Source organism: Asanoa iriomotensis (assembly GCF_016862515.1).
Classification (GTDB): Bacteria; Actinomycetota; Actinomycetes; order Mycobacteriales; family Micromonosporaceae; genus Asanoa; species Asanoa iriomotensis.
Genome location: NZ_BONC01000115.1, coordinates 1 through 13,721, shown reverse-complemented (window position 1 = coordinate 13,721; position 13,721 = coordinate 1). Strand labels below are relative to the sequence as shown.

Sequence of the window (13,721 nt, the reverse complement as noted above, 5' to 3'; positions counted from 1 at the left end):
TCCCCATGGGCCATGACCAGCGCGGAGGCGACGGCACGCGCGGGTCCGCGACTCAGCCGCCAAACCCGGTGCCCCGAGGCCAGGGCCGGAACGAACGCGGCGCGATGCCCATGTCGGCGACCGAGGTGGCCCCGGCGTCCGGCGGCTACGGCCCTGGGGCCCGCTTTGGTGCGGGTGAGTCGCCGGAACTGGGACACGGTGGCGGGGCGAGGCCGGTGCGGGGTGGCCAGCCTGTAGCTGGTCGCACGGGCGACGCGTTGTCGGGACAGGCAGGGCCCGACGGAGCGCTGGCCGGCGGCACGGCCGAGGTGCCAGCGGTGCCGGTGCCGCAGCCGCCACACCTGCCGGGCGCAGGACGGACGCGGGACGACGACGGGGGGATCGCGTGAGGGGCCAGCTTCCGCTGAGGACTTTTCCGGTGATGCAGGTGTCGACGCCGCGGGTACACGTACGCCAGTTGTCGGAAGACGACGCCAAGCCAGTCGCGGAAATCTTCGCGGACAAACAGACCCAGCGGTGGCTGCCGTTCCCGCGCGACTTCGGCCAGATCGACGGCACCGCGTGGTGCACGGAAATGGCGCAGGAGCGCCGCGACAGCGGCGCCGGCGACCACTACGGCATCATCCGGCGGGAGGACGACCGGCTTGTCGGCTGCCTGTGGACCAAACGCACGGACTGGGGCGCCAAGGTCACCGAAGTCTCCTACGCGATCGCTCCCGAGGCCCGCGGTTTCGGCGTGGCGCCCGAGGCGGTCGACGCGCTGGCGATTGCGCTGATCCTGGAGCACGGCTTCCAGCGAATCGAGCTAAGGGTTGCCCCGGGCAACACAGCATCACGCCGGGTGGCGGAGAAGGCGGGCTTCACCTACGAGGGGCTGCTGCGCAACGCCGGCTACGTACACAGCGGCCGCGTCGACCTGGAGGTCTGGTCATTCGTCGCGGCCGACCTGAAGTAACGGCAGCCAGGCACCAACGCCCGCACAACACCAGCGACGCCCAGTTTGGCCGCGTCCAGTTCGCAGCCGGGCGTTCGTGGGCGGCACGCGCCGGGCATTGGTCTGGAAATGGGCGGCCTTGCCCCTCAGTCGGTGAGCGGCTTCCCGGCATGGATGGCTAGCACCGTGTCGATCGTGTCGGCCTCCTCGGCGGTCTTGTCGTCGCGGTAGCGCAGCACCCGCGCGAACCGCAGCGCCACCCCGCCCGGGTAGCGCGGGCTCGTCTGCACCCCGTCGAAAGCGATCTCGACCACCTGCTCGGGCCGGACGCGGACCACCCAGTCGCCCTTGTCGACCGCCAGCTCCTGGAACCGCTCGGTCTGCCACCGCAGCAGTTCGTCGGTCAATCCCTTGAAGGTCTTGCCGAGCATGACGAACCCGCCGGTGCGTGGGTCCCGCGCGCCGAGGTGCAGGTTGGACAGCCAGCCGGTGCGGCGGCCGCTCCCCCACTCGACCGCGAGCACGACCAGGTCGAGCGTGTGCCGCGGCTTGACCTTGACCCAGGCGGCACCACGCCGCCCGGCGTCGTAGGCCGCGGTGGCGGCCTTCACCACCACGCCCTCGTGCCCGGCGTCGAGGGCCTTGGCGTAGAACTCGTGCGCCAACTCCGGCCCCTCGACCATCTTGCGTGGCACCCGCAGCGTCTCGGGCAGCGTCGCCTCGAGGGCGGCCCACCGCTCCACGCCCGGCGCGTCGAGCAGGTCGGCACCGTCGATGTGCAGCACGTCGAAGAAGTACGGAGTCAACCTCACCCCGTCGACGGCCGGCGCCGCCGGTGCACCCCGCCGTGCTCCACGGGTGGCCGCCCGGCTGGCCGTCTCCTGGAAGGGCCGCGGTCGGCCGTCGGCGTCGAGCCCGATGGCCTCACCGTCGAGGACGATGTCCCGGACCGCCAGCGACCGCACCGCCTCGACCACCTCCGGCAGCCGCGGCGTGATCTCGTCAAGGCTGCGGGTGAAAACGGCGACGTCGTCGCCACTGCGGTGCACCTGGATGCGGATGCCGTCGAGCTTCACGTCGACCGCGGCCGGCACACCGGTGGCGTCGAGCGCATCGTCGACACTCGGCGCGCTCGACGCCAGCATCGGCGCGAGCGGCCGCCCCACCTGCAACGCGAACTCCGCCAGCGCCGCGACCCCACCCTCGAGCGCGGCCACCGCCACGGTCTTGAAATCGCCAACCAGCAGCAACGCGCGGCGCACGGCGGGCCCCGGCACGTCGGCGGCGCGGGCGATCGCGTCGGCGAGCAGCCCCGCCTGCGCACCCTGCCGCAGCTCGCCGCTGAACAGCCCGCGCAACATCCGCTGCTCGTCGACGGTCGCGGCCCCGAACAGCGCACCGAGCAGCGCCTTGCGCCGCGCCTGCGACCCGCTCCCACCGACGGCGGCGATCTCCGCGACGGCGGCGTCGACCGCCCCGACGCTCAAGGTCGGCTGCTCGGCCGGCGGCGGCAGGTCGCGCAGCCCCGCATAGCCGACGCCGGTCTGCCGCTGCCGCAGCTCACCCGCGAGGTAGGCCGATCCCGCCTCTACCTCGCCCGGATCAAGCCCCTGAAGCGCAGCGGCGAGCAGATCGACCTTGGCGAGCCGCTTAGAGGTAGCGGCCACCGCCGCCGAAGTCGCGGCAAGATCTGCGAACAGCATTTCCACATGGTGGCACCCGGGTACGACAAACGTGGCCCGCTGCGCCGGCCGTCGCGGCGTCTGTGCGCTGGCGCCGCAGGAGCAACGACCGCTCGCCTACGATCTCGGACAGCACGCGGCGACTGCGCCCGACACCATTTCACCCACCGCGCCCAGCGACTCGGCTCGACACAACGCCCAACCCGGCTGGACCGCATAACCCTTGCGTGACGACCGCGCCTGACACGAACCCCGCCCGGACCGGACCGCACGCCGGCACGCAGCGATCACGCCCGACCCACGCCCAAACCAGTCGGATGTCGCCCAGCGGCTCCGCCGACAACACGCCCAACCACGACGGACCGCACGCCCGCGCGCGACCCCCGCGCCCGGAACCACCGTGCCCAACGCGGTCGGACCCCGATCGGCGACCGCGGCCGGCGCCGTCGTCAGGTGTGGCGGTTGGGGTGGTGGCCGCCGGCGGGCGTGGAGCGGCGGCCGGCGGCAGGCGTCGTCACCGTCAGGGGCGGGGTGGGATCTGTTGGAGCGACCACGTGTTGCCGTCCGGGTCCGCGAAATAGACGAAGGAACCCCACGGCTGGACGTCGACCGGGCTCGCGTCGACGCCCTTGCTCAGTAGTTGTTCGCGGGCCTTGGCCGCGTCGGCGACCACCACCTGCAGGCCCTTCTGGGAGCCCGGTGCCATCTCGGTGATGCCGGTGCCCAGGACGATGGAGCAGGCCGAGCCGGGCGGGGTCAGTTGGACGAAGCGGACGTCGGGGTTGACCTGGTGGTCGTGGTCGGCGTTGAAGCCGCACTGGTCGACGTAGAACGACTTGGCGCGGTCGACGTCGGTTACCGGGATTGCGACGAGTTCGATCTTCCAGTCCATGAAACGACGCTATCGGCCCGGTATGACAGTTTCCCGGAGGCCGGCCACGATGGCGCCGGCCTCCGGGAAGTTCACTCAAGCGGCGACCGGCTCCTCGATGCGTAGGCCGCGGGAGCGTACGCCGTCGGCGACCTTCGAGAGCAGGGCGTCGAGGGCGCAAAGGTTCACCGACAGCTCGCCGAGCTGCTCGCGGAGGGCCTCCTCCGACCACGCGGAGACATCGAGGTCTCCCAGTGCACTGACCGCGGCGCCGAGCCGCGTGATGGCCTCGTTCGTACTCATGTTCGATAGAGTAGGGCAACCCACCGACATTTTCCGCCCGGAGATCGAAGAGTCACCCGACCGTGCCGGCGGAGTCGCGTGCGACCGCGGCCACGTTCGCGAACAGCAGCGCCTCGGCCAGGCACACACGCTTGAACTCGCCCAGGTGGAGGCTCTCGTTCGGGCCGTGCGCCTTGGAGTTCGGGTCCTCGACGCCGGTGACCAGGATCGCCGCCTCCGGGAACATCTCCTGGAACGTCGCGATGAACGGGATCGAACCCCCGACGCCCATGTCGACCGGCTCGACGCCGTCCCACGCCGCCCGGAACGCCGACCGCCCGGCGGCGAACATCGGCCCGCTGGTATCGATCTCGCACGGCGCCCCGTCGGACTCCAGGACCACCGACACCTGTGCGCCCCACGGCGTGTGCTTCTCGACGTGGTCGACGATCGCCGCGTACGCCTGCTTCGGGTCCTCGCCCGGCGCCAGCCGCACGCTGACCTTGGCCTTCGCCGACGGGATCAGCGCATTGGGCGCCCCCGCGGTCGGCGGGGCGTCGATGCCGAGGATGGAGACGGTCGGCTGGTGCCAGATCCGGTCGGTGAGCCGCCCGGTGCCGATGAACTCGACGCCGTCGAGCATGCCGGCCTCCTCGCGCAGCCGGTCCTCCGGGTAGTCGACGACCGCGCTCGGCCGGCGGAGCAGCCCCGCGACGGCCACGTCGCCGGCGGCGTCGTGGAACGTGGCGATCAGCCGGGCCAGCGTGGTCAGCGCGTCCGGCACGGCACCGCCGAACATGCCGCTGTGTACGGCCGCCTCGAGGACGCGCACCTCGACGAAGCAGTTGACCAACCCGCGCAGCGAGGTGGTCACCGCGGGCACGCCGATGTCCCAGTTGCCCGAGTCCGCGATCACGATGACGTCGGAGCGCAGCCGCTCCTGGTATTGCGTCAGCATCCCTTCCAGCGACTCCGAGCCGAACTCCTCCTCGCCCTCGACGAACACCACAACCCCGACCGGCAGCGCGTCGCCGAACGCCCGCAGCGCTGCCACGTGCGCCATCACGCCGGCCTTGTCGTCGGCCGCGCCGCGCCCGTAGAGGCGGCCGTCGCGCTCCGTCGGCACGAACGGCTCCGACTTCCAGAGCGTCACGTCGCCGATCGGCTGCACGTCGTGGTGCGCGTAGAGCAGGACCGTCGGGGCACCCTCGGGCGCCGGCTTGTGCCCGATCACGGCGGGCTGGCCGCCGTTGCGGACGATCTCGACGTCGAGCCCGCACCCGCGCAGGAGCTCGGCCACCGCCTCCGCGGAGCGCTCGACGTGGGTGAAGTCGAAACCGTCGAACGCGATTCCGGGGATGCGGATCAAGCGTTCGAGGTCGGCACGGACGCCCGGCATCTCGCGCTCGATGGCGGCGCGCAGCTCGGACTCGGAGAGGATGGGAGCGGTCATCCCGTGATCGTAAGCCGCCCCCTCACCCGGCCCGACCAGGCCATCCGCCGCCCAGGTCGGGCGCACCGGCCCCGACCGCCGTCAGGCCGGCCCGGAGTCGTCGCGGCGCTCGTTGCGGCCCCGGGCGGCCCGCCCGGCGGCATCGGCCGCGGTGCTGACCCAGCTGCGCGCCTTGGCCGCGCCGCCGCCGGCCCACTCGCCCACGTCACTGGCGCCGTCGCCGAGCCGGCGCAGCAGCCCGACCAGCGGGTCCTGCGACCGGCCGAACGCCTCGCGGTAGGACTCGGCCGCCGCCTTGATGTCGTCGGTGACCCGGGCGCCGCCGTCGCTGTCGCGGCGCGGGTAGTCGCCGCTCACGATCCGCGCGTAGTCACCCGAGTCGACCCAGTGCCGCAGGTCGGCGGCCCGGGCGACCGGAACCGGGTGGCTGTTCCAGGCGGTTAGTCGGATCTTGTGGAAGCTGTCGCGGAGGTCGCCGCCCCCGTCGTATTCGGCTGCCTGCTCGAGGAACGCCGCGGTGTCGATCTGGCTGAGGTCGCCGCCGCCGGCGAGCTTCATCAGCAGGCGCAGGGAGGACGCCGGGTCCTGGTTGGCGAGCAGGCCGGCCCGGTCGGCGGACAGCTCGGCCTTGCGCCACCACTCCAGCATCGCCGCGATGATCGCCCGCAGCGCGATCGCGCCGACCGGCAGCCAGCTCAGGTTGGCCGCCCACCGGGTGAGGATCATCAGCATCGTCTTGTAGACCGCGTGCCCGCTGCGTAGGTGGCCGATCTCGTGCCCGAGCAGCGTGCGCAGCTCCTCGTCGTCGAGCTGCTGGACCGACGCCGAGTCGAGCACGATGAACGGCCGCTCGAGCCCGATCGCCTGGCCGCCGAGCACGGGCGAATGCCGCACGTAAAGCTCGGGTAGCTCAGGCAGGTCGAGCGTTTGCGCGGCCTCGGCGTAGAGCCCGTAGACCCGCGGATATTGCCGGTGGTCGACGCGGATCGACGACGCCAGGAAGGTCAGCCGGAAGCCGCGCTCGTTCCACATGCCGAAGAACGCCTTGAGCACGTCGTCGAACCCACGTAGCTCGCGCAGGGCGGTCAGCGCGCCGCGGTCGGCCGGATGCTCCCACGCTCGCGAGCTGATCCCGGTCAGCGCCACCCGCCGTCGTGCGGGCACCGTCGCACTCTCGTCGCCGCTCATCGTGGGCTCCCCCGATCGCCGCCGCTGTCATGGCCCAGCGTGCACCACGCCACGGCGCCCGTCTATGCCTGTGGATAACCACTGACCGCTCGGACCACCGCATCGGAACGACCAGATCAGGACGGCCCGGTCCGCGGCCGACAGCCAGGCCCGCGCGATGCCGCTTTTCCAGGGGATACGCGCGACGGAGCCACCGATGCACGAAGGAGCACGCGGGTCAACCCCCTGCCTACCCCTGTGGACAGATCACCGGCTCGCCACTCCACACCCCGGAGACCACCACGTCGGCCCGCTCCGCGGTGCGATCGGCCGCGAAATGCCGGTTCTCACGGCGCCGCCACCGCAGCAGATCAGCCCGCGTGTCAGCACCGTCCCGCCGCAACGACCGTGACAACCGCAACCGCGGCGGCGCGTCCACGAAGACCGCGAACGTCAGCTCCGCCCCTGCCCGGGAAGCACCGAACCCCTCGAGAACCACCACGGGCGCCGCCGGCACCACCACCCACGGCCCGGCGAACGCACCCCGAGCCCAGTCGTAGTGCCGATGCCGACCGGCCCGCCCCGCCCGCAACGGCCCCAACACGAGCGCGTCGAGCCGCTCCCAGTAGGAGAACTGGTCGTCCCACCCGTCGAGAAAGTCGTCGGTGTGCACGACCGGCACCGCCACCCCACCGGCAGAAGACACAGCCGCCGCCAACCGATCAGCGAACACCGTCTTGCCCGCCCCGCTCGGCCCGTCGACCGCGACCAGCCGCGTCCCCCCGAGCCGAGCCCGCCGACGCAGGATCCGCCGCGCCAACCCCGAGAACGTCACCGCGCTCACGGCGCGCCGGGCGGCACGAACGGCAGCCCGTCCGGCGGCCCCTGCTCGACCAGCCGCCACAGCGCACCGGTGTCGAGGTGCTCCTCGACCAGGTCCCCGAGCAGGTCGAGAGTGCGCGAGCGAACAGCGGCGAACGCCGTATCCGGCGCGGGCACGAAAGCCCGCCCCGCCAACCGCGCCGTCTCCACCAGGAACGCACGCCGGAACTCGTCGGACTCGAACGCACCGTGCCAGTGCGTGCCGAACACGACGCCGTCCCGGGCACCCTCGGGTCGCCCGTCCAGATACGAAAGCAGGGGCGCGGCCGGCGCACCCGCGGAAACGTACCCGTGATGAATCTCGTAGCCGCTGACCGGAACCCCGCCGAAAGCCGTGCCGGCCGCGAGCGTCACGGTCTTGCGCGCATCGAACGTGACCTCGATCGGCAACAGCCCGAGCCCGTCGACCGTCCCCCGCCCACTCTCGACGGAGTCGTGAATGGAACGCCCGAGCATCTGATAGCCGCCACAGATCCCCAGAACGGGACGACCAGCCGCGACGCGCCGCGCCACCACATCAGCCAGCCCGACCGAACGCAACCACAGCAGATCATCCACAGTGGACTTACTGCCCGGCAGCACCACCAGGTCGGCGGCAGCGACGTCGGCAGGCTCAACCGTCAGCCGCACCCGAACCCCGGGCTCGGTCGCCAGTGCCTCGGCGTCGGTCGCGTTCGAGATCCGCGGTAGCCGCACCACCGCCACGTCGAGCCACTCCGCGCCGTGCGGCGCCGCGGGCCGCCCGAGCGTCGTGCCGTAGGCGAGCGAGTCCTCGGCGTCCAACCAAAGATCAAGATGCCACGGGAGTACGCCGTACGTCGGCCGCCCCGTCACCCGCTCCAGCATGTCGATGCCGGGCTGCAGCAGCCCCCGGTCGCCACGGAACTTGTTGACCACGAACCCGGCGACGAGGTCCTGGTCGGCTTTGTCCAGCAGCGCGACGGTGCCGAACAGCGCCGCGAACACGCCGCCGCGGTCGATGTCGCCGACCACCACGGTCGGCAGGCGCCCATGCCGGGCCAGGCCGAGGTTGACGAAGTCCGTGTCCCGCAGGTTGATCTCCGCGGGACTGCCGGCGCCTTCGCACACGACGATGTCGTACTCGCCGCGCAGTTGGTCGAATGTCTCGAAAACGGTCCCGGCCAGCCGCGACTTGAGCGCCCGGAAGTTGCCCGCGTCGACCCGGTCGACCGCCTCGCCGAGCACGACGACCTGGCTGGAGTGGTCGCTGCCGGGCTTGAGCAGCACCGGGTTGAACCGCACGTCGGCCGGGATGCCACAGGCCGCGGCCTGCATCGCCTGCGCGCGCCCGATCTCGCCGCCGCGCCCGTCCGGCCCGACCACCACGGCGGAGTTGTTGGACATGTTCTGGGCTTTGAAAGGCGCCACGCGTACGCCCTGGCGGCTCAGCCAACGGCAGATCCCGGCCGTGACGACGCTCTTGCCGGCGTCGGAGGTGGTGCCCGCGACCAGCAGGCCGCCGGTCATCGCGACGCCCGCAGGCGGGGCCGGGCCAGCGCCGCGACCGCCGCGAGCGCCGCCGTCGCGACACCGACCGTCCCGGACAGCCGCGCGGCGCGGGCGATGTGGCGGTGGTCGGGGCGCGGACCGTCACCGAGGTACGGCCGGGTCTCGCTGCGTCCGAAGTAGACGTTGCGCCCGCCGAGCCGGACACCGAGCGCGCCCGCCATCGCCGACTCGCACTGGCCGGCGTTGGGGCTCGGATGGTCGTTGCGGTCCCGCCGCCAGACCCGCAACGCCTCCTGCCGCCGACCCCGCACCTGTGGCGCGGCCGCGATCGTGAGCAGCGCGGTCAGCCGTGCCGGAGCCAGGTTGAGCAGGTCGTCGAGGCGGGCGGCGGGAGTGCCGAACCGGGCATATCTCGCGGAACGGTGACCGACCATCGCGTCGAGGGTGTTGGCCGCGCGGTAGGCCAGCAGCCCCGGCACGCCGGCGACCGCACCCCAGCAGAGCGGCGCGACGACCGCGTCGGACGTGTTCTCCGCGACGGACTCGACGGTGGCCCGGGCCAACTCCGGCTCGTCGAGGCGCGCCGGGTCACGGCCGCACAGGTGGTTGAGTCGACCCCGTGCGGCCGGCAGGTCGCCGCCGCGCAGGTGGCGGGCCATCGCCTTGCCTTCCGCGCGCAGGGTCCGCCCGCCGAGCACGGTCCAGGTGGCGGCCGCGGTCAGGGCGAACCGGGAGATCGGGCGGCCGCGGGTGGCGAGCGCCGCGGCCAGGCCCAGCGCCGCGGGTGTGCCGACGGCGATCAGCGTGTACGCGGCCCCGGCGCGGCGGTCGTCGCGGTAGAGGCGCCGTTCGAGCCGCTGCGCGAGCGTGCCGAAACCGGCGACGGGATGAAAGCGCCGGGGATCACCCAGCAGCGCGTCGAGCCCGTACCCGGCAAGCAGCCCGGCGGCGTCCGCCGCCCGATCGCCGAGTGCCGTCCGATCCACCGCCAGCCATCCCACATGATCACCCTAGGCTGGGCCGTACGCGTGCCGTCCGGTGGCCTTGGCGGTGAACCGACCCGGCGCGAACTGGTCGATGGTGTGCAGGGTCTGCCCGGTCTGTGCGAGGTCGGCGAGGATCTCGCCGACGACGGGCGCGAACTTGAAGCCGTGCCCGGAGAAGCCGGCCGCCACGGCCACGTTCGGCGCATCGGGGTGCGCGCCGAGGATGAAGTCGCCGTCGGGGGTCATCGTGTAGAGGCAGGGCTTGGCCTCGATGTACGTGGAGTCGGCCAGCGCGGGCAGCCGCGAGGCGAGCCAGGCCAGCATCGCGCTCAGGTCGTCGGGCGTCGCCGAGGGCGCGCCGAGCTCGGCGTCCGCGGGCCGGTCGCCGCTGTGGAACGCGGCCTTGACCACGGAGCCGACCCCGGGCCCCACACCGTGCAGGTCGCTGGGTGGCGAGAACGCGGGCACCCCGTAGCCGACCGCGTCGCCGTCCGGCTCCCAGATCCAGACGGGGCAGCGCCCGATCGCGAACGGCTCGGACGGCAGCCAGTAATGCTGGAGGCGGCTCTCCAGACTGATGGGAGCGCCCGGCATCCGCAGCAGCCCGGCGGCCCACGGCCCGGGACAGACGACGAGCTTGTCGGCGGTGACGGTCTCGCCGTCGACCCGCACGGTGACCCCGTCGTCGGTGGCCTCCCAGCCGGTGACGGCGGCGCCGTACCGCAGCTCGGCGCCGGACCGCTCGGCCAGCCGCAGGTGCGCACCGATCGCGGCCTCGGGCCGCACCACACCCGCGGTCCGCTCGTAGAGCCCGACCTCACCGTCCTCGGGCGTGAAGGCCGGAAACCGCTCGCGGATGGTCTTGGCGTCGAGCAACTCGTGATCGAGCCCGTGGGCCCGTGCGGACGCGAGCGCACCGGCGACGTGGGTCGAGTCGGGGTCGCCGAGCATCAGACCGCCGGTCTGCGTCACCAACTCGACGCCGGAGAGGTCACTGAGCTGCCGCCAGAGCTCGTAGGCGCGCTGCACCAAGGGCACATAGGCACGACCTTCGGCGTACGCCTGCCGAATGATCCGCGAACCGCCGGCGTGCTCACCGCGCGCGTGCGGCGGCGTGAACCGGTCGAGTCCCAACACCCGAACACCCCGGCTGGCCAGGTGGTACGCCGCCGCGGCGCCCATCGTGCCCAGCCCCACCACCACAACTTCGGGGCGGCTACCGCTCAGCTCCATTCCGAGAGCCTAGACGCACCGGCGAGGCCCGAAACGGACAGGAGACACGTAACCGTCCGGTCCGGGCCCGCCTCCTCGTTGACGCTGGTCGGCAGGCCCGCCGTCACCGCGAAGTGGGGCGAATCGCCCGTCCACGCGGCCGGATGCGCTCCGGGAGGCTGGTTGACGTCGCCGAGACCAATTCGTCTCGCCGCTGACAATGACCCGCACGCGGGCCGAGTCGCGCGAGATCCACTGGACTCCCGTCGAGCAAGAACACCTCACCGGGCGAGCCCACACGCCGAACCGGCGAACCCGGCCGTGGCAATCAACCGACCTCCGCCTGATCGCCGGTCCCGGCCACCGCCCGATCGCCGTATGCGGTCGCCGGTCACTGGCAATCGGCCGATCCCCGCTCGATCGCCGGCCCCGGCCACCGCTTGATCGCCGCTCCGCGGCCACCAGGGACCGCCAATCAGCCGATCCCCACTCCATCGCCGGCCCCGGCCACCGCCTGACTACCGGTCCACGGCCACCACGCACCGGCAATCAAGCGATCGCTGGTCCCGGCACCGCCGCTCCGCGATCACCAGCCACCGACAGTGACCCGATCTCCACCCGACCGCCGCTGCCGCTCACCACCTGATTGCCAGTCCGCGGCCACCGGCAATCAACCGGAGACTGGGGTCGCGTCAGTAGCATCGCCGGCCACGGTTGGCGCGCGACCGCCGCCGACGCAGGCTGCCGTGACCGGCCGACCGAGCCTGCGCAGCCGCCGCACCACGCCACCACCGAGCCGCCCCAGCACGTTGCCCGGACGCAGGTATTCGTCGTAACGCGCCGCACCGGCGAGCACCCCGAGAAACCGCGACGTCTCGGCCGGATCGTCGGCGATCGCGGAGAGCAGCAGCCGCTGCCCACCGGAGACCCGCAACGTCGCCAACGCCCTGGTCATCGCGAACACCGGAAGCGCCGCGGCATCACGTTCGCGCTGGTAGCCCGCCAGAGCCTCGTCGAGCCCACCACCATCGAGCCCCCGCACGACGGCGGCCGCGAGCAACTCCGCGTCGCGGAACGCGTTGCTGATCCCCTGCCCGGCCACCGGATCCATGACCACGCCGGCGTCGCCGACCAGCGCCCACCCGGGCCCGTGCGGCGTCCGAAACAGGTTGGGCACGTCCGGCGCCAACCGGAACGGCTCGGCCCGCACCCCGGCCCGGACCCGCTCACCCAGATCCCCGCACCGGTCGAGCGCCGCCAGATAGCCGGCCTCGGGATCGGCCCGGAACCGATCGAACTCCGCCATGGGCGCGAACATCGCGATCATCACAAGCCCGTCGTTGGTGTGAAAGGCCGGAACGGTGAGCCCCGACCGCACATGAATCGACCCGGGCGGCACATCGACCCCCGACCAGTAGCTGTAACAGGCGAAGGTCACCGGCTGCCGCACGTGATAGCTGCCGGCTCCGACCGCCTGGGCGGTCATGGACCGCTTGCCGTCGGCCCCGATCACCAGCCGCGCGGTCGCCGTCATCCGGCCGGAATCGGGGCCCCTCCCCCTCCCCTCCCCGCGAAGTCGGCCGCGGATGCCGGTGATGCGGCCCTCGGGGTCGCGGGTCAGTTCTTCGACCGCGAACCCTTCCCGGACCTCGGCGCCCGCCGCCCGCGCGGCGTCGACCAGGGCCGCGTCGAGCAGCGTCCGCCGCGGCCCGTAGAGCGCGTCGACCCCGTCCACCGCCGGATAGCGCCCCTCGAGCACCGCACTGCCGGCGTCGAGCCGGACCACCGGCACCGCCGGCGTCACCGCCGCGATCCGGTCGAGCACGCCCCACCGACCCAGCCGCGCGATGCCCGGCACCTGCACCTGGTGGGTCGACAGGGTGTCGCTCGGGAACCGCGCCCGGTCGACCGCCAGCACCCGCAACCCGGCCCGCGCCAGCAGCATCGCGGTCGCGGCGCCCGCCGCCCGGGTGCCGACAACGATCACGTCATGATCCATCTGGCCCACCTCCATACGGAACCGTATGGAGAGACCATACGGTAACGTATGGTCGTGCGTAAACCCCGTCTCGGACCCGACGACTGGACGGCCGCCGCGTTGACCGCGATCGGCGAACAAGGCCTGGCCGGAGTGGCGGTCGAGCCGCTCGCCACCCGGCTCGGCACCACGAAGGGCAGCTTCTACTGGCACTTCGCCAACCGCGACGCCCTGCTCGAGGCCGCCCTGCGGAGCTGGGACGAGACCTACACCGACGCGATCCTGCGCACCGTCGACGCGGAGCCCGACCCAGCCGCACGGCTGCGCGCCCTGTTCGTCGCGGTCACCGCCTCGGACCGGGCACCCGTCGAGGTGCACCTGCACGCCGCGGCCGACCACCCGGCGGTGGCACCGGCGATGCGCCGGGCCGTGACCCGGCGGACCGCCTACATCGCCGCTCAGCTCACCGCGCTCGGCTTCGACCCCGCCGAGGCCGACCGCCGGGCGCTGTTCGCCTACGCCACCTATCTCGGCCACATCCAGCTCGTGGTGCGGATCCCCGAGGCGGTGCCGCACGGCGCGGCGCTCGAGGCCTATCTCGGCACCGTGTTGGCCGCCCTGTTGGGACAACCGGCGGCCAACGGCACCGGCTGACTCAGGCGGGCACACGCACCTCCTCCGAGCCCGACGGACCGACGGCGGCACCAGCCGCTTCGGGCAGATCCGGGAACTCCGAGTCGTCGAACAGGTCGTCACTGTCCCCGTAGCGGGCCGGCACCTCGCCGTCCGCCACCTCCTCGGTCG

The 13,721-nt window shown here is 72.7% G+C and carries 12 protein-coding genes; 2 read left to right on the top strand and 10 right to left on the bottom strand.

Features of this window, described 5'->3' with window-relative positions; all coding sequences use genetic code 11:
• Nucleotides 1–421: 421 nt before the first annotated feature.
• Nucleotides 422–955: a GNAT family N-acetyltransferase gene (locus Air01nite_RS38885; RefSeq protein WP_239091268.1), complete on the top strand. Its 534-nt coding sequence runs from the start codon at nt 422–424 to the stop codon at nt 953–955.
• Nucleotides 956–1,080: 125 nt separating this feature from the next.
• On the opposite strand, the gene Air01nite_RS38880 is transcribed toward Air01nite_RS38885, so the two are convergent.
• The 10 genes from Air01nite_RS38880 to Air01nite_RS38835 form a co-directional block, all read right to left on the bottom strand.
• Nucleotides 1,081–2,637, bottom strand: a complete 1,557-nt coding sequence (locus Air01nite_RS38880; RefSeq protein WP_203708428.1) for an ATP-dependent DNA ligase — start codon at nt 2,635–2,637, stop codon at nt 1,081–1,083.
• Between the two features lie 499 nt (nt 2,638–3,136).
• A complete protein-coding gene (locus Air01nite_RS38875) occupies nt 3,137–3,508 on the bottom strand; it encodes a VOC family protein (protein ID WP_203708427.1) in 372 nt (123 codons plus the stop codon).
• Nucleotides 3,509–3,583: 75 nt separating this feature from the next.
• Nucleotides 3,584–3,790: a hypothetical protein gene (locus Air01nite_RS38870; RefSeq protein ID WP_203708426.1), complete on the bottom strand. Its 207-nt coding sequence runs from the start codon at nt 3,788–3,790 to the stop codon at nt 3,584–3,586.
• 52 nt (nt 3,791–3,842) lie between these two features.
• Nucleotides 3,843–5,222 carry a dipeptidase gene (locus Air01nite_RS38865; RefSeq protein WP_203708425.1) on the bottom strand — a complete coding sequence of 460 codons (1,380 nt, stop codon included), beginning with the start codon at nt 5,220–5,222 and terminating at the stop codon, nt 3,843–3,845.
• An 81-nt stretch (nt 5,223–5,303) separates the two neighbouring features.
• The gene (locus Air01nite_RS38860) at nt 5,304–6,410 is read right to left on the bottom strand and encodes a M48 family metallopeptidase (RefSeq protein ID WP_203708424.1); all 1,107 of its coding nucleotides are present in this window, start codon (nt 6,408–6,410) and stop codon (nt 5,304–5,306) included.
• A 229-nt stretch (nt 6,411–6,639) separates the two neighbouring features.
• Nucleotides 6,640–7,224, bottom strand: coding sequence for a uridine kinase family protein (locus Air01nite_RS38855; protein ID WP_239091267.1), 585 nt, complete (start codon nt 7,222–7,224; stop codon nt 6,640–6,642).
• Between the two features lie 5 nt (nt 7,225–7,229).
• Nucleotides 7,230–8,759, bottom strand: coding sequence for a cobyric acid synthase (locus tag Air01nite_RS38850; protein ID WP_203708422.1), 1,530 nt, complete (start codon nt 8,757–8,759; stop codon nt 7,230–7,232).
• Complete coding sequence (locus Air01nite_RS38845; RefSeq protein ID WP_203708421.1) at nt 8,756–9,727, bottom strand: cobalamin biosynthesis protein; 972 nt, start codon at nt 9,725–9,727, stop codon at nt 8,756–8,758. The genes Air01nite_RS38850 and Air01nite_RS38845 overlap by 4 nt, the downstream gene beginning before the upstream one ends.
• A gap of 24 nt (nt 9,728–9,751) precedes the next feature.
• Nucleotides 9,752–10,960 (bottom strand): N-methyl-L-tryptophan oxidase, encoded by a 1,209-nt coding sequence (gene solA, locus Air01nite_RS38840; RefSeq protein WP_203708420.1) that lies wholly within the window; start codon nt 10,958–10,960, stop codon nt 9,752–9,754.
• Between the two features lie 649 nt (nt 10,961–11,609).
• Nucleotides 11,610–12,938 (bottom strand): NAD(P)/FAD-dependent oxidoreductase, encoded by a 1,329-nt coding sequence (locus Air01nite_RS38835; RefSeq protein WP_203708419.1) that lies wholly within the window; start codon nt 12,936–12,938, stop codon nt 11,610–11,612.
• A 54-nt stretch (nt 12,939–12,992) separates the two neighbouring features.
• On the opposite strand from Air01nite_RS38835, the gene Air01nite_RS38830 reads away from it, so the two are divergent.
• Complete coding sequence (locus Air01nite_RS38830; protein WP_203708418.1) at nt 12,993–13,571, top strand: TetR/AcrR family transcriptional regulator; 579 nt, start codon at nt 12,993–12,995, stop codon at nt 13,569–13,571.
• Nucleotides 13,572–13,721 lie beyond the last annotated feature (150 nt).